The 16,692-nt window shown below is 42.3% G+C and carries 13 protein-coding genes and 1 other RNA gene; 3 read left to right on the top strand and 11 right to left on the bottom strand.

Annotated elements, in window-relative coordinates; translation table 11 throughout:
* Positions 1-503: 503 nt before the first annotated feature.
* On the bottom strand, positions 504-3,800 hold the full coding sequence (locus V7K32_RS27310; RefSeq protein ID WP_334997843.1) for a GAF domain-containing protein: 3,297 nt from the start codon (positions 3,798-3,800) through the stop codon (positions 504-506).
* Complete coding sequence (locus V7K32_RS27305) at positions 3,739-4,104, bottom strand: hypothetical protein (RefSeq protein WP_334997841.1); 366 nt, start codon at positions 4,102-4,104, stop codon at positions 3,739-3,741. The genes V7K32_RS27310 and V7K32_RS27305 overlap by 62 nt, the downstream gene beginning before the upstream one ends.
* 181 nt (positions 4,105-4,285) lie before the next feature.
* Between V7K32_RS27305 and V7K32_RS27300 the strand changes: the two genes are divergently transcribed.
* The 3 genes from V7K32_RS27300 (at position 4,286) to V7K32_RS27290 (ending at position 8,865) form a co-directional block, all read left to right on the top strand.
* Positions 4,286-5,026, top strand: a complete 741-nt coding sequence (locus V7K32_RS27300; RefSeq protein WP_334997839.1) for a cytochrome c biogenesis protein CcdA — start codon at positions 4,286-4,288, stop codon at positions 5,024-5,026.
* Positions 5,027-5,056: 30 nt separating this feature from the next.
* Positions 5,057-6,454 (top strand): cytochrome c biogenesis protein, encoded by a 1,398-nt coding sequence (locus tag V7K32_RS27295; protein WP_334997837.1) that lies wholly within the window; start codon positions 5,057-5,059, stop codon positions 6,452-6,454.
* A 230-nt stretch (positions 6,455-6,684) separates the two neighbouring features.
* On the top strand, positions 6,685-8,865 hold the full coding sequence (locus V7K32_RS27290; RefSeq protein ID WP_334997834.1) for a choice-of-anchor Q domain-containing protein: 2,181 nt from the start codon (positions 6,685-6,687) through the stop codon (positions 8,863-8,865).
* 405 nt (positions 8,866-9,270) lie between these two features.
* On the opposite strand, the gene queF is transcribed toward V7K32_RS27290, so the two are convergent.
* The 9 genes from queF to V7K32_RS27245 form a co-directional block, all read right to left on the bottom strand.
* A complete protein-coding gene (gene queF / locus V7K32_RS27285) occupies positions 9,271-9,684 on the bottom strand; it encodes a preQ(1) synthase (RefSeq protein ID WP_334997832.1) in 414 nt (137 codons plus the stop codon).
* A 97-nt stretch (positions 9,685-9,781) separates the two neighbouring features.
* Complete coding sequence (locus tag V7K32_RS27280; RefSeq protein ID WP_334997830.1) at positions 9,782-10,180, bottom strand: hypothetical protein; 399 nt, start codon at positions 10,178-10,180, stop codon at positions 9,782-9,784.
* A 156-nt stretch (positions 10,181-10,336) separates the two neighbouring features.
* Complete coding sequence (locus V7K32_RS27275) at positions 10,337-10,723, bottom strand: phasin family protein (RefSeq protein ID WP_334878306.1); 387 nt, start codon at positions 10,721-10,723, stop codon at positions 10,337-10,339.
* Between the two features lie 25 nt (positions 10,724-10,748).
* An RNA gene (gene ffs / locus V7K32_RS27270) (signal recognition particle sRNA small type) lies at positions 10,749-10,845 on the bottom strand.
* A gap of 38 nt (positions 10,846-10,883) precedes the next feature.
* Complete coding sequence (locus V7K32_RS27265) at positions 10,884-11,150, bottom strand: YciI family protein (protein WP_334997828.1); 267 nt, start codon at positions 11,148-11,150, stop codon at positions 10,884-10,886.
* Between the two features lie 89 nt (positions 11,151-11,239).
* Entirely contained in the window at positions 11,240-12,685 is a 1,446-nt protein-coding gene (locus V7K32_RS27260; protein ID WP_334997826.1) for a PQQ-dependent sugar dehydrogenase, read from the bottom strand.
* Positions 12,686-12,830: 145 nt separating this feature from the next.
* The gene (locus V7K32_RS27255; protein WP_334997824.1) at positions 12,831-14,174 is read right to left on the bottom strand and encodes a calcium-binding protein; all 1,344 of its coding nucleotides are present in this window, start codon (positions 14,172-14,174) and stop codon (positions 12,831-12,833) included.
* A gap of 556 nt (positions 14,175-14,730) precedes the next feature.
* Positions 14,731-15,537 (bottom strand): pentapeptide repeat-containing protein, encoded by an 807-nt coding sequence (locus V7K32_RS27250; protein ID WP_334997822.1) that lies wholly within the window; start codon positions 15,535-15,537, stop codon positions 14,731-14,733.
* A gap of 10 nt (positions 15,538-15,547) precedes the next feature.
* On the bottom strand, positions 15,548-16,189 hold the full coding sequence (locus tag V7K32_RS27245) for a hypothetical protein (protein WP_334997820.1): 642 nt from the start codon (positions 16,187-16,189) through the stop codon (positions 15,548-15,550).
* Positions 16,190-16,692 lie beyond the last annotated feature (503 nt).

The raw sequence follows: 16,692 nt of genomic DNA, 5'->3' as shown, positions 1-16,692 counted from the left end.
GCTTAATGTTATCCATAGTTTAATCGCTTGTTTGGCTAGCGTCATCCTGGGAAGCAAGGTGGAAGTCAATTACTTATGACTACAGTACAGATGCAGTAATACTCAGAACCCTTGCTACTGTTTACAAAGTCTTCTGGGGATCGTCAATTTTGTATTCAAGAAGTCAGAATCAAGTAGGGCTATTTCATTCTCTTCTAGTCCGCCTCAGAATGAATTCACCTCTCTTATAGCGACTAAGAAAAGGTTATAGTCCGTTAAAATGGACTTTAGAGGTTAAATGAACAAGTCTAATTTAATACCACAGTCCTGGCGATTATAATAGAGCCTCCGGTTCGTGTCAGCGTGCCGGAGGCTCTATTATATTCGCCCAAAACTTGTTCATTCATCCTCTTAGTTATGAGCCGCACAACTGAAGTTCTGGGCGGTTTCTGTTTAGAACGAAATAGCCCTGAGAATTAGTCTTCGTGGGGGATTCAGATCCCCGACTCGTAGAGAATTTATGCTCAATTGTGACAACTGACGCCTTTATTCTGTTTCAATAAGTCTAATAATGCGATCGCCTTCACCAATTCTTCTGGATCTACAGGTTTGGAAATATGCCGTTGAAATCCCACAGCGATCGCTTGCTGATGATCTATCTCACCAGCATAAGCAGTTAAAGCGATCGCGGTAATTGTCCCGCCTTGCTCTGGTTGCAAACTCCTTATTTGTCGCATCAGCATATAACCATCCATTTCTGGCATCCCGATATCGCTAATGAGCAAATTTGGCTGGGATTGACTCAGTGCAGTTAAAGCTTCAATGCCTGAGGCTACAGCAGTCACAGTTGCACCATATTGCTCCAGCATGAAAGGCAAAAATTCTCGCATATCTGCGTCATCATCCACCACAAGAATATCTAAGCCAGATAAGGGTAAGGGCTGTTCCACAAGTGAGGAGTTATCTTTTACATCCTTGATTCCTTTGCTTTCTTGCTGTAAGCATGGAATTTTGACGGTGAAAGTTGCTCCTTGTTCTTCGCCCAGGCTTTGTGCTTGAACAGTTCCCCCGTGAAGTTCTACAAGATGGCGGACGATCGCTAATCCTAAACCTAAACCGCCAAATTTTCGAGTTGTAGCACTATCTGCTTGACGGAAATAATCAAAGACATAAGGTAAAAACTCAGGTAGAATCCCCTTCCCTGTGTCAGTGACGGAGATTTGTACCTGTGAGCCAATTTGCTCTAATTTAATTTTTACTTCTCCCCCAGTGGGAGTAAACTTAATGGCATTAGAAAGGATATTCCAAAAAACTTGTTGCAATCGATTGGGATCGCCTAAAACTGGCCCCAGACTAGATTCAATAATTGTCTGAATCTCGATGGACTTAGCCTGTGCTGATAAACGCACTGTCTCGATCGCAGCTTCAATGACTGATATCAAATTAATCGGGCTGAAGTTGAGGCTAAGTTTACCCTGAAGGATGCGGGAAACATCAAGTAAATCTTCAATCAATTGGGTTTGTAACTTGGCGTTGCGCTCAATGGTTTCGAGGGCGCGATCGCTTGTTACTTGATCGAGTTTGCGGGTTCGCATCAATTTTGTCCAACCCAGAATCGGGTTAAGCGGTGTTCTCAATTCATGGGAGAGGACAGCTAAAAATTCATCTTTGATGCGGTTTGCTGATTCTGCAGCGTTTCGCGCCATTAGTTCGGCTTCGTAAAGATGGGCGCGAGCGATCGCTTGGGCGCATTGTTGAGCAATGGCCAACAAAAACGCTTGATCTTCTCCACTCAGTTCTTGAGGCTGGGCAAATCCTAAAGTTATACCGCCAACTGCCCAACCTTCTACCATCAATGGAATAGAAATCCAGGCATCAATATCATACTGGGCGTAAGCTTCAGCTAGATGAGGGTAACGAGCTATTCTATTTTGTCTCGATTCAGCCCAAATAGGTTGTCCAGTCCGCACAGCTTCTGCTAAGGCAGAGGGTAAATCAATAGAAAAATGCCGCCAAGTGTCTAGTAAATCTTGGTTATAGCCAACCGCACGCACAATTTCTAGTTCAGTTTTACTTTCATTCACTAAAGCGACAAGAGCAGAACTGGCTCCCAAGGCAGCCATGCTTTGCTCTACAATGACTTCAGATACTTGGGCTGGTGTCAAGGATTCGGAAAGGGCAGCTGTGATGGATTGAAGACGGGCAATGCGCTCCAATGCTCGTTCTGCTATTTTTTGGGCTTGCTGCGCTTCTTGGTAAAGACGGGCATTATCGATGGCGATCGCGGCTCGATGAGCAACATCTTTTGCTAATGACAAGTCAGCCGTGCTGTAACGACGTTCTGATTCAGCAGTCACAAAGGAAATTGCACCAAAAATTCTTTCGCGTGCCATCAAGGGCAATATTATACATGAATTTAAGCCAAGTTCACGCAGAATACGCAGATGTTCTGGATCTTGGATAGCTGCTGCTAGGGCTGCATCTGAAATTTCTGTTACCATTTCTGCAACTCCTGTACGTACCACTTTCGGCACACCTTCATCTGCATCCAACCCTCTGGGATAACGCTGATGAAGTTCCCAACCGAGCCTAACTTTCTCTGGATCGCGGTGAGCAACTGCTACCCGATTAATTGATTGGTTATCTTGTAGCAGATCAACGCCACACCAATCGGCAAAGTAAGGCACAGCCAGGTTTGCCACACTTGTTAGCGTCCTTTGGTAATCGAGGGAAGAGGCGAGTATTGCACTGATTTGAGCCAAAAACGCTGCCCGTTGTTGATCGGCTTCTGCTTCTTGTCGGGCGGTTTGCTCTTGAATCAGTTGCATACGTTCGGCTTCAGATTGTTTGCGATCTGTAATATCAAGCACAACACCACTCATGTGTGTTGCTTTACCTGCTTCGTTGAAAAAGGCTTTTCCTCGGCAAGCTACGTAGCGAATACTGCTGTCATCTCGAATAATTCGATATTCTAAATCATGCTCCACGCCTTCGTTAATCGCTCGACTCAACGATTGAGCCAGCAATGCTCGATCATCTGGATGCAGACGAGTTAAAATTGCTTCAGGAGTGCTAGCAAAGGTTTCAGGTGTTAACCCAAATAATTGATAAATCTGTTCATCCCAGTCAAAGCGCTCGTTGGCAATATCCCAACTCCAAACACCGATTTGGGCAGATTTTAACGCTAAATTAAGTTGTGCTTGGCTGTCTTCTAAACCTTGATAAAGACGAGCATTTTCCAGAGAAATGGCAATTTTAACTGTCAATATTTTTAGTACCGAAAGTTTGTCTTGTGTAAAGGCACTGGAGATTAGATTATTTTCTAAATATAAAATACCAAGTAATTTCGACTGAAGCGCAATCGGTAAACAAAGTACAGATTTAGGTTGTTTTTGAATTACATACTCATCTCCCGAAAACAGATTTTGCTCAGTGGCGTTGTGCAAAATCACTATTTCTTGAGTTCGCTGAACATAATTCAGTATTGATTGCGGAATAACCTGTGAAATTTCACCTTCTAATACAGGCTGATAAAGATTGAATTTTTCGGCTTGGTGATTAAATTTCGCTTCTACTTCGATTACCAAATTTTGCTCGTATTCAAGCAACAAATAACCAATTTCTGCTCCTGCTTGCTCAATGACAATCTGCATTAATGTTTTCAACAACCGCGAAAACAAAATTTCACTAGATATGGTTTGAGACGCTTTAACAACCGATATATAGTCTAGGTGTTCACCTGTGCTGAAAAACGTTCCGTTAGAGATCATCTGTTGTTGTGGCAATAGCTGAGGGTAAGATTCTTCGAGGTACTTCCTCATTTGTATCAGGGAATGTCACCCCAAACACGAGCGATCGCGCCTGAAAATCCTCCATAATTAAATAAGGGATTCCCTGGTGCATCTCTAAGGCATAAGCTTTAACTGCTACTGCGGTGTTTAACCTGCCAGCGATCGCATACTCATGTTTGAGTTGTTCAATATTATTCGGTGTACACTGTTCTGGACGCAGCCCTTTAATAATTACCGGACACTGATCTTTAACCCTAATTCCACAGTATATGACTGCTTTTACCCCTGCTTTTAATAAAGTGACAATTTGAAATCTGGGTAATGGAATCATCATGCCAAACACTCCAGCCGTGCTTCTTCAAATATAATTCGAGCTTAATTATATTTTAAATACATTTCCTTCGGCAGATGAAATTTAGATGATATCAGGTTCAGATAATTACTTTTACTGACTCACAAACAAAAAATAAGCTAAAATTCAAGCAGAGTAAGCATTTCCCGCTCAGAAACTCCTCATGCTTGATAACCTGCAAACCCAAGTTTACCAACTAGAACAATTTGCCAACAGCCTTGTTTCTAACCAACTGACACACCTTAACGTGGTGAGTGTTGGTATCATTTTTGCTGCTGGGTTGCTTACCAGTCTTACACCCTGTATGCTTTCTATGCTGCCAATTACCATTGGTTACATCGGCGGTTACGAAGCTAAAAGCCGCTTACAAGCAGCTACCCAATCAACTTGGTTTGCTTTAGGATTAGCAACTACATTAGCAGGGCTAGGTATTATAGCAGGTATTGTCGGAAAAGTCTACGGTCAAGTAGGAATTGGTTTGCCGATTATCGTCAGCATTATCGCCATTCTCATGGGGCTGAACTTATTAGAAGCACTACCTCTGCAATTTCCATCCTTGGGCGAAACCAATTGGATATCGCCAGATTTACCAGCCGGATTGCGTTCTTATTTGCTGGGGCTGACTTTCGGCTTAGTCGCATCCCCTTGTAGCACACCTGTCTTAGCTAGTTTGTTGGGTTGGATTGCCAATACACAAGACTTAATTTTAGGGGCAGTTTTGCTACTTTCTTACACAGCAGGTTATGTAGCACCATTGATTTTGGCGGGTACTTTTACAGCTTCAATTAAAAAGTTACTAGAATTGCGTCGCTGGTCTGGTTGGATTAATCCAGTTAGCGGGGCGCTGTTAGTAGGATTCGGTGTATTTTCCTTAATTTCTCGAATTCCCCTTGGCAGTTTTTAATATCAATACTTTTGTAATATTTTACAGATAATGACTTTAGAAGATTCAGCGTCGAAAGAATTAAAATGGTGGGCAGTACCTGGGCAGTTCTTACGCCAAGAGCTTTTGCCAGTACTAACTAACTTACGACTAGCGATCGCACTACTGCTATTGATTGCAATCTTTAGCTCCACTGGTACTGTAATTGAGCAAGGCCAGTCACCTGCATTTTACCAAGCCAACTATCCAGAACATCCAGCTTTATTTGGTTTCTTAACTTGGAAGGTAATTCAGGTAGTTGGATTAGACCACGTATATCGTACTTGGTGGTTTTTAGCATTACTAATTTTATTTGGCACTAGCTTAACTGCTTGTTCATTTACCCGACAGTTACCAGCCTTAAAAACTGCCCAGCGTTGGAAATATTACGACGAACCACGGCAATTTCAAAAGTTAGCTTTAAGTGCAGAACTAGATAGTGGTTCCTTAAATTCTCTCAGCCAAATATTACAGAAACGCCGCTATAAAATCTTTCCAGATCCAGAAAAAGAAAATCTTCTTTACGCCCGTAAAGGAATAGTCGGACGCATCGGCCCAATTATCGTTCATATTGGCATCGTCGCTATTCTGCTCGGGGGAATTTGGGGGGCGATGACTGGTTTTTTGGCTCAGGAAATAGTTGCTAGTGGCGATACATTTCAAGTGACAAATATTGTCGATGCTGGCCCAATAGCCGCCAAAATCTCGAAAGATTGGTCTGTGCGCGTCAATCGTTTTTGGATTGACTACACACCATCTGGCGGCATTGATCAATTTTATTCTGATATGTCTGTCTTGAATAAGCAAGGGGAGGAAATTGACCACAAAAAGATTTTTGTCAACGAGCCTCTGCGCTATCATGGCATCACTTTCTATCAAACTGATTGGGGAATTGCAGGTGTTCGCGTCCAATTTAACAACAGCCCGATTTTTCAGCTACCAATGGCGCTATTGAACACCAAGGGACAAGGGCGTATTTGGGGAACGTGGGTTCCTACAAAACCGGATTTGAGTGAGGGTGTCTCTTTGCTAGCCAAAGATTTGCAAGGGATGGTATTAATTTATGATCCTACAGGCAAACTCGTTGATACTGTCCGCGCTGGGATGTCTACTCAAGTTAATGGCGTGAAGCTGAAAATTCTGGATGTCATTGGTAGCACTGGCTTACAAATTAAAGCCGATCCAGGTATACCAATTGTTTACTCAGGGTTTGGTTTACTAATGCTGGGTGTGGTGATGAGTTACTTTTCTCATTCACAAATATGGGCATTACAAAAAGGCGATCGCTTGTATGTTGGTGGCAAAACTAATCGCGCCCAAGTTGCTTTTGAACAAGAGGTTTTAGAGATTTTAGATCGGCTGACTTCACAGCCAAAAGGTGAGGAGAAAGAGACGGCAATTGAAGTTTAAACGCAGGCAGGGCAAACGCATCATGTCAACAAAAGGATTTTATCAAACAGAATTCAGGAGTCAGAATTCAGAATGAATTTTGACCGAAAAAGCGGATAGCGGAGTGTTAGCGACGTTCGCGCAGCGTCTCGCAGAGAAGGAGCGTCGCGTCTTGATTCTGACTCCTGAATTCTTCTTCAAGAATGTAATCTGGATGAGATAATTTTTATAATAAATCAAGGAAATGTAAAATGGCTCGTACAATTTTGACAGTCAATACCACAGCCGATCAAAATGATGGCCTTCGTGGTAATGGTTTATCTCTGCGGGATGCGATCATAATTGCCAATAAAAACACGAAGACTGACTATGAAATTCAGTTAACAGGAGGAGCAACTTACAACCTCACATCGAACGGGATTAATGAAGATAATGCCCTCACCGGAGATTTAGATATTACAAGTCGTAGTAATGTACTTTATATTAGGGCAGTTGGTGGACAAAAAGCAACTATTGATGCTTCAAATTTATTAAACAGCGATCGCGTCTTTGATGTACTTAAACCAACTGGAGAAGAATTAACCGGAGGAAAATTAAGCTTACAGAATGTAGTGGTTACAGGCGGCAATATCTCTAATGATGGTGGAGGTATTAGGGTTGATGATAATGGCTATCTCGATTTGTATAATTCGACAGTTACAGGCAACAAAGCGTCCGGTTCTGATAATGGAGGCGGCATCTACAACAGTGGTGTCGTCAACTTACGCAACGGCAGCACAGTTAGTAATAATATCGCTGGTTCTGAAGGCGGCGGCATCTACTCCAACGGTACACTGATTGCAACTAATTCTACAATTAGTAACAACAAAGCAGAGGGAGTTTACGGTGGCGGTATCTCCACCATCAACGGATCGGTGACTCTGATCAATACTACTGTTAGTGGCAATAGCGCGGGATATGGTGGCGGCATAAAAAGTAATGGCACTTCAGTTGCTTTACTCAATACTACAGTTAGTGGCAATAGTGCAAATTCTAAGGGTGGGGGCATATATGCTTCCACTGATGGAGTATTCAATTTGATCAACAGCACTGTTACTAATAATACTGCCCTAAGCACCGAATTCGGCGAGGGTGGCGGCGGCATTTATAGTCTTAGTGGCACAGTTAACCTCAAAAACACGATTGTGGCTGGGAATATAAATAGTAATGCTCCCGATCTTCTCTCTTCTTTTTTGAGTTCAGCAATATTTAATGGTAACAATAACAACCTAATTGGTAGCTTAACTGGTGCTAAAGGTACTGTAGGAACTGCTACAGATATTGTCAACCCTAACGCCAAATTAGGCCCCTTACAAAATAATGGCGGACTCACCCTTACTCATGCGCTGCTTCCTGGTAGTCGAGCCATTAACGCCGGCAACAACAACTTGATTCCTGCTGATACAGAAGACCTTGACGGCGATGGCAACACTTTAGAACCCATTCCCTACGACCAACGCGGCTTGACGCGGCTTGTTGGCGCTAAAGTTGATATTGGCGCATTTGAAGTACAATCAGCCACTGGAACTGTCCCCATCACTAACACCTTACAAGCTAGTACCACAACAACCTTAGCTGCTGGTGTCGAAAATTTAACTCTGACTGGAACCAGCAATATTAACGGCACTGGCAATAGTGGCAATAATATATTGACAGGTAATAGTGGCAATAATATCCTCGCTGGTGGCGTGGGGAATGATACTTACGCATTCAATGCTTCCACCCCATTAGGTAGCGATCGCATTCAAGAAACTACCACAGGTGGGAATGATTCGTTAAGTTTTATTGGTACTAGTACAGATATACAAATGAATTTAGGCATTATTACCACCCAGACAGTCAATAGTAACTTGAAATTGACCCTATCAGCTAATAATGTAATTGAAAATGTGGTTGGTGGTAATGGTAGCGATCGCTTGATTGGCAATAGCCTCAATAATACCCTGAATGGGGGGACTGATAATGATGTCTTGACAGGTGGAAGTGGGGCTGATACTTTAATTGGTGGGTCTGGAAATGATATTCTTACAGGTGGAGCAGATAGCGATCGCTTTTTGTATAGTAGCGGACGAGCTTTTATTAGTAGCGATTTCGGTAGCGATATGCTGACTGATTTTACCTCTGGAAGCGATAAGTTGGTGTTGAGTAAAAAGACTTTTACTGCTTTGAGTAGTATTGTGGGTAATGGGTTGAGTCAAGCTTCTAATTTTACGACTGTAGACGATGATGATTTAGCTGCAACCAGTAATGCTTTCCTGGTTTACAGTCGCAGTAGTGGCAGTCTGTACTATAACCAAAATGGCAATGCAGCAGGCTTAGGAACTGGAGCCGAATTTATCAATCTGCTTAATATTCCCACCTTGACAACGGCTGACTTTACAATTGTTGCCTGAAGTTAATTAAATGGTAAAACAACAGTTGGAACTCGTTATTTTATCAGTAGCCTTGAAAGAAATGTTGAAGAGATCGCCAATTCTATTCGTAGCCATTAGGGAATAGAAAACTCATTACATTGGCGAGGCGGCACGTTGCGGGGGTTCCAAGAGTTGTAGCGACTGCCGTTATTGGATGCCGCTTTTAAAACCTTGCTTAGTTTTTTTTTTATCAAGGAAGGTTTTTAGGACTTGTGTGTACACCCTAGCAAGCTTGGGAGAGGTACTTTAAAATTGTCTCCCTTCTCCCAAAACTGGCAGAAGGGGTTGGGGGATGAGGGCTAGTTTTGCATTCGTGCAAGAGGTCTATTGGCTTCAGTTATGCCGTTTTTTTCTATTAGCAATCAGATTATGCAGAGTGTAGCCCTACTTTTGATGACGTACTTCAACCACGGTATGTACATTACCGCGAGGCGTGAAATCTGCTTTTACAGTGACTTCTAACGGATTGCAAGCAGCTACAAAATCATCCAAAATTTGATTAGCAGATTCTTCGTGAGAAATGTAGCGATCGCGGTAACTATTAATATAAAGTTTAAGTGCCTTTAATTCCACTACTCGCTCATCAGGCACATAGCTAACGTAAATTGTCGCAAAATCAGGATAGCCAGAAAATGGACATTTACAGGTAAATTCCGGTAAAGTAATATTAATGTCATATCGCCTCCCTACACGCGGATTCGGAAAGGTAATTAGTTTACCTTCGGCAATGTCGCGTTCGCCATACTTCATTTCTTGGCTTGCCGGGGTTACACTTTCAGGTAATTTCTCAGTTGTCATTTGTCATTTGTCATTTTACTTATCTTTGCGTCCTTTTAGTAATTTTATTCCTAACTCCTAACTCCTAACTCCTAACTCAATACTCCTAACTCCCAACTCAATACTCTTCCTTCTCCCAATCTGGACAATTCTCATCTTCACAACCGTGGGGATGCATGGCACAAACTAACAAATTACCACTATAAACTTGACCGTGGTAGTGAGTACAACCGATACAGGCGGGATTTTTTTCGGCTGTGGGTTCAACTGAATAAGGAAAACCTGGATCTACATCTGCTACAATGTCTTCCAGTTCCCAGTAAGCTTCAAACATTGGTTCAGTCAAATCCTGTAAATAGTGATCGACTTCAAGGGCAATGTTAGGGACTTGCTCGGTGATTTCTTCCGTTAGCTCAAAAAAAGCGTCTACCATTTCACTCATTCCCAGGAAGAAACGCTCTACTTCGTCAGCCACTGTTTCAGCGATTTCTACTAAATCTTTTTGCCACTGTTCCATAAACTTGACACCTTTGCAGGCTATAAACAGGACGCTTTGTGTTATCTGGCTTAAAATACTAGAATACACACTAAGCAATGTATCTTATCAAGTTTCTATCTGAAGTGCCATGTCCAACTGCCACTTCTTACTAATATTTCGTTCCAAGAATGCTTTTTATTGATCGCGTTGCAATCTTTTTAACTCGTTTTGCAGTTCTAGCACTTCTTGGCGTAATTTTTCTGTGTTCTGATCATTTGATCCTTCTTTCACAGTTGGTTCTTCATCTTCCTCTAAAATTTCAATGCGCCGAGGTTCCGAAGGAGGTGTTTTTTCAGAGGTTTCACCAGATGCTTGGGGCTGTTGGGCTTGCTTCATCATCTCTTCAACGAAGCGGCGGGCTTCTTCTGTGTTCATTTCGCCCTTTGCGACCATTTCATCTGCCAGTTTTTGGACTTGCGATCGCACTTCGGCTAATTTTCCCCCTGCTTTCTCACCTGCGTAAGAAGCTAATCCAACACCGAGGTAAAAAGCTTTTTGAACAATATCTCCAAAACCAGCCATTTTCCCTGACCGCTCCTACAAATAGGGCGACCCGGAGACTACGCCTACCACAAGCCTCCCGTGTTGCTGCTACCTTCCGGTTCTGACAAGATTTGGGTGTTGCGATCGCATAGATCCAGGTCTTCTATAAGCATAACATTAAAAGTCAGTAATGTGTGTGTTATTCCATAACAATCCGCCATTCATAAAGCTGATAGTTGACGCAGCCGTGTTGCACCAAGGGGTCATCAGCTACAATTGCTTCTGCTTCTTCCTTTGAGGCTGCCTCAAACAGCAACATCCCGCCTCTTTCTTCTGCCCAATAGCCTGTTCGCGCTTTGTGTCCTTTAGCAATCAAGTCTTGAATGTAGGCTTTGTGGGCAGGTACATATTCGTCAAAAGTAGGTTTATCGACTTTCCCTTCTTCAATTTTTACAAACCAAGGCATCTACTTGTTATCTCCCATTTCTAAGGATTTTCTGCCTCAACAACGTTCGGGTGGAACTAGAAAAGTAAGACTGTAATACTCAGCATGATTTATTTAGTTGGCATAGTGATTTCCCAAATTCCTTGATTTCCACCATATTCTATAACATAAATTTTATTGCCGATAATCGCAGCGTCAATGGGATTAGTAAAACCTTCAACAATGCGGGTAGCATTCAATTTATAGCTGGTATTTCCTACTTTAGTTAACTTTAAATGCAGTAGGTCTTGGCCGGAATCTTTAAAAGGCCCTGGTAGTGTTTCGCCAGTGGGATCGCCTGTTGTAAAACTCAGCATGAATCCATCTCTGTTGAATTCTGCACTCATTACTCCTTGTGTATCAAAAACTAAGCCCAAAGGAGAACGGTGTGCTGTAAAAGTACTCAAACTTTGCCCAATAACACTGGCATCTTTGACTTTTCCATCTTGAGGATCGCGGAAATTGTCGGCGTCTGGGCCAAAATTAGGAATTGGTTCAATTAAGTTTTCAGGCCGAGCAGGAAAGGTTGGATCGTTACGAAAGTAGCCCCTTTGAACGGCGTTAAATTTGGGGTTTAACAAAAGGTCTTTGGCCGGATCGTAATTAGGAAATTGTTGTGGATTGTCTGCCCCGCCAATCCGCCAGGGAAAGCCGTAATTACCACCTGGACGGAGCCAATTTAATTCTTCTGACATGTCGCGATCTGGGCCATTTTCTGTACCAAATAAATCCCCATTGGGCGCAAAGGCCATATCGAAAGTATTACGTGTTCCTTCTGCAAAAATATAGCCAGCTGTCTTTAAAGCTGCTCGATTGTTTGCAAGAAAAAGATTTTTGCCATTAGTAGGAAGACGGAGTATACAAGCGGTTAATCCTACTTCACGAGTATTAGGATATAGCCCATTAACAGACTGAACTTCACCATGATCGGTACGAGAACCGCTATTTACATAGATAAAGTTACCATCCGGGCTAACAACTACGCCGTTGAAGCGATGGTCATAGGCTGTTTTACTTTTGGGATAGCCTGCACTCTTAGCTAAGATAGACCAGACGCGCTGTTGGGTAACCGAGTTAATTTCGCCTTTAACAATAATTCCTTTGGTCTGGTTATTCACAAGGTCTGCATTACCAACCAAATAAATTGTGCCGTTAGGGCCAATGGCCATACCTTGAGTCTCACCTAGATTATGATCGCTAGAGGTGTATACAAGTTTACTATTAGACAAGCTTAAATTAACTTGATAAATATCACCATTTTCTTTGAGGTAATAAAGGGTATTGTTTCGTGGATCTTTTACAATCCGAACAGAAGGAGAGACTGATAAGGTATTCGTAATATTGCGAATCTGAATACCAGGACGCAGGGCAATAGGCGCAGCATTTACTCCAGTAGGGCCATAATTTAATAGAGCTATTGTAAATAACAGCGTTTTAGCGGCGACAAAGTAGCTTTTGAGAGCGAACTTACCAATAAATCTGTGTTGCTTTTGGTTGGATGAGTTAATGCTATTCATTATTGCGTTCATAAAATAATCAGATGATTTTGTTGCTAAATCTTCTTGAGAAAGGAAACAATTTTAGAGATTCTGGGTTGAAATCAGCAATGGGTACTAGGTTATAAATCAATACGCTTGGGTTAGCGCCAAAAAACTTACGTTTTTATGCCAAACTTACTTTTAGCGTATAAGGAGCAGGGTTGCTATCACTAGAGCCAGAGAAAGTTCCGCCATCTTGGGGGAAGAAAGCATATTTACTCACTGAAATTGAGTAGGTTCCAGCACCCAATGAACCGGTGATTAATGACCCAAAGTCAGTCCCACTATCGTCATCACTTTGCAGTAAAGTCCCAGCATTGTTAAACAGTCCGATAACTGTATCATCGGTTGTCGCCGCAGTGATAGTGGCAGTTGCTGGATTTGCTAGAGAAAATGTAAAAAAGTCGAAATCGGGATTGTCCCCCGGTTGAACTGTTACTAACTCACCTGAGAGATTAACGTCTGAGCCTGATGATAAAGAACCTAGTCTTTCAGCGCTGGCTAGTGTATTGTTTGTAGCTTTTCCAGCATTTTCCCCCTCATAAAAAAGGAAATCGTTACTATCAAGTCTAAGATTTACTAGCCCCTGCACAATACCTATGATCTCATCTGGTTCTGCTCCAGGTTTGTCTAAAAATATTTGTGTATTGGCTCCAACAGATTGCAAGCGGTAGTTATTTGGGGAACCTTTAAGTTCTATTCTATCTTCACTAGGGTTGAAGTCAGTAATAGTAGCTAAGTCCACAAAACCAGCATTCGTAGTGTTTTTATCGTCGTAGTAGACATTTATCGCGTCCCCAAGGACAAATCTATCTAGCCCAACGCCGCCAGTTAAGGTATCAGTCTCCCCTAATCCAGGTTGAAGGGGACTAGCAGGGAAAACACCGATGAGGATGTCATTTCCAGACCCCCCATTAAGTAAGTCATTGCCAGGTCCGCCCTGTAGACTATCATTGCCGTCGTCACCATTGAGGGTATCATTGCCATTATTACCATCTAGCGTGTCATCGCCTGCTTTCCCATTCAGAGTGTTGTTAGCAGTATTACCAAATACTATGTTATTAAGACTGTTACCTGTCCCGTTGATGGCGCTACCTTCCCTCAGTCTCAGATTTTCCAGATTGGCACCTAGTGTGTAGAGGACAGAAGACCGGACGGTATCTATGCCTGAATTAGTAGCCTCGGTAATGGTGTCGGTAGCGCTGTCAATGACGTAAGTATCATCGCCTACTCCCCCATTCAAGCTGTCAGTACCTAAGCCGCCATCAAGTGTGTCATTGCCAACTCCACCGATTAAACTGTCGTTTCCCGTCCCGCCAAATAGATTATCATTACCATCTGCACCATTCAGGGTATCGTTACCAGACAAACTATTGCCATTGCCACCATTAGCCCAACCATATATCGTATCATCTCCCGATGTCCCATTTCTGGTGTCAGGATCTGTAGTGCCGAAAATAACTGCCATATTATTTTTCCTGAATTTCTAAATAATGCCTAACTTCGGCCTCAGTCACAGAACTTTTTATAAGTTCAATATAGATTACTTAAAACTCTCATAAAGACAGATGCTTTTCTTAACCTAATGAACACCAATATTACTTAGATAATATTAATTATTGATTTGGTTAGTTGATTATGCAAATGGTTAAGTAATTGGGTCAAAATTTATTTTGATTATTTTTCCCATATTTTTTAACTTACCTGTAATTATTTAATTACCATGAACTACAAATTACGTCAACTGATTTACCAAATATTAAAAATATAATCTTTTAGATTTCTAATACTGTTAAAAAGGGTTATAAATTTTAGTAATGTAAAATTATTGTAATCGAGTTCGTAGTAAGGACTTTAGTCCGTCATAAGGACTGAAGTCCTTACTACAAACCTTTAATTATTTCCGCCGTTTTACTTATGTCTAATGAACCTAATTAACTCAGCAGTGCTGGGTAATTTTTCACCGCGAACTAGTTTAGACTCCGAAAAATGAATCCTTACGTCAAAATTACTTTTTTTGTTAATTAATGGTGCTTTGAAGCGTCAGGCATAATTACCTCCTGAAGATTTACGCCGTTGAGGTTAGCTCCCCTAATGTCGGCTCCTCTGAGGTTTGCTCCTCTGAGATTTGCTCCTGTGAGATTCGCGCCTCTGAGGTTAGTCCAACTCAAGTCAGCTTCACTTAAGTTAGCTTCACTTAAGTTAGCCCGCAACAGATAAGCACCACTTAGGTGAGCCTTATTTAGATTAGCTTTGTAGAGTTTAGTTTTGTAAAGATAAGCCCCCAACACTTCCGCCTCGTACAAATTCGCCTCGCACAGGTCAGCCGCAATCAAGTTAGCTTCAATGAGGTTGGCAAAAGAGAGATTAGTCCGCATTAGCTTCGCTGCACCTAAATCGGCATCTATTAAGTTAGCGCCTCTTAAGTCGGTTCCAATTAGATTAGCATGAGCGATCGCAGCGCCTCTAAGATTCGCCTCACTCAAGTCAGCACCAATAAAATTAGCATGACTCAAATCTGCCTGCGTAAGTATAGCACCACTCAAGTTAGCAACACTGAAGTTAGCATCACTCAAGTTAGCTTCAATGAGCAAGGCTTTGTAGAGGTTGGCACTACTCAGGTCAGCACCACTGAGGTTTGCTCGCACAAGTAAAGCATTACGCAAATCTACCTTGCTCAAATTTACCCCCTGGAGATTTGCGCCTCTGAGGTTATCCCCTTGCAGGTTTGCGGCGCTGAGGTCTGGTTCAATCTGAGGATTTTTCTCTCTCCACTCAATCCATGTAACTGCACCTGCTTTGAGTAAAGCTAGATGCTCTCGATTTGCCATTTTCTCTCCTTTACTCCTGACGCATACCCAGAGGATTTGCCCGACCTGCTACACTTTCTATTGCCGTTAATGCTCCTGCCGCACCTGCTAGAATATCTCTTTCATGTCCACCTAAGTAAAGCCGTCCAAAACTACCTACGGCTTGAACCTCAAGGATGTTAATCGATGCTGCTTTCTCAGCTTCATTCGCAGCCAGTGCAGCGTAAGCAGCAGGTTCCACTTCTAATACATACAGCGTTTGCCCTGCTAGTAATAGCTGTCCCCGTCGTGTGCGATTAATAAGTTGTGTTTGGTAAGCATCGATGTTGCGGATAATTTGGCTAGAAACAACACGCGGTTTGAGACATTCGTCTTTTCGGACTCCCAATGCAGCCAAAATTGCTTGCCCAGCAGCTCGCGTTTCCCCTTGGGAGCTAGAATGAACTTCTAATAGTCCGTACAGTCGTTCAACTATCTGTACTCCCGGACGGACAGAGGCAGCTTTCAGGGCTATATCGGTAATTTTATTAATTTCGATACCAGGAGAGATTTCAATCCACAGTGATGTATCCCCTGGTAATGGTAAGAAGCCTTGAGCTACTGTTCCCATATATGCTGCATGTTGAGGTTGCAGGCTGTCGAGAAATACGAAACTGCGTAGTTCTATTCCCAAGATTTTGCTCTCCAGTCATAAGGGTAAAAGTTATCTATTGCAAGATATGAACGCCTAAGTTGGGGCATTTTTGCTACCTGACTTTTCACGGTATCGGGAAAACCTCACTTCTATTTCTCTTTTCCTTTTAGGAGAGAGACTTTGAATTTTCCCCCTTCCCGTGTAGGGAAGGGGTTAGGGGGTTAGGTTTTCGTGGGCTTTTCCATATAACCTGAATTGTCAGTTTTGCCACAAGTGAAGCATGGAAAAACACAAAGTAGAAAAATTTTGCTGTCGATAAATTTTACGCCTGAGAAGTATTCTGGCAGGAAAAACCGCCTTGACAATTGTACAAGCTTTATTACACACAAATCGCTGTCTGCAATGCCCAACTGATCTTGATTTACTGATAAAGTTGATGTTACAAAAAAGTTCGATAGCTAAATTGAAGTGGGAAAAATCCACTGGACTTCTGGCGATATCTTCAAAATGCTGCCAAAATCGCAGCTAATCAAACTCACAGT

It is taken from the genome of Nostoc sp. (assembly GCF_036917635.1).
In the GTDB taxonomy this organism is placed as follows: domain Bacteria; phylum Cyanobacteriota; class Cyanobacteriia; order Cyanobacteriales; family Nostocaceae; genus Nostoc.
This window is presented reverse-complemented; position numbering and strand designations above follow the sequence as displayed.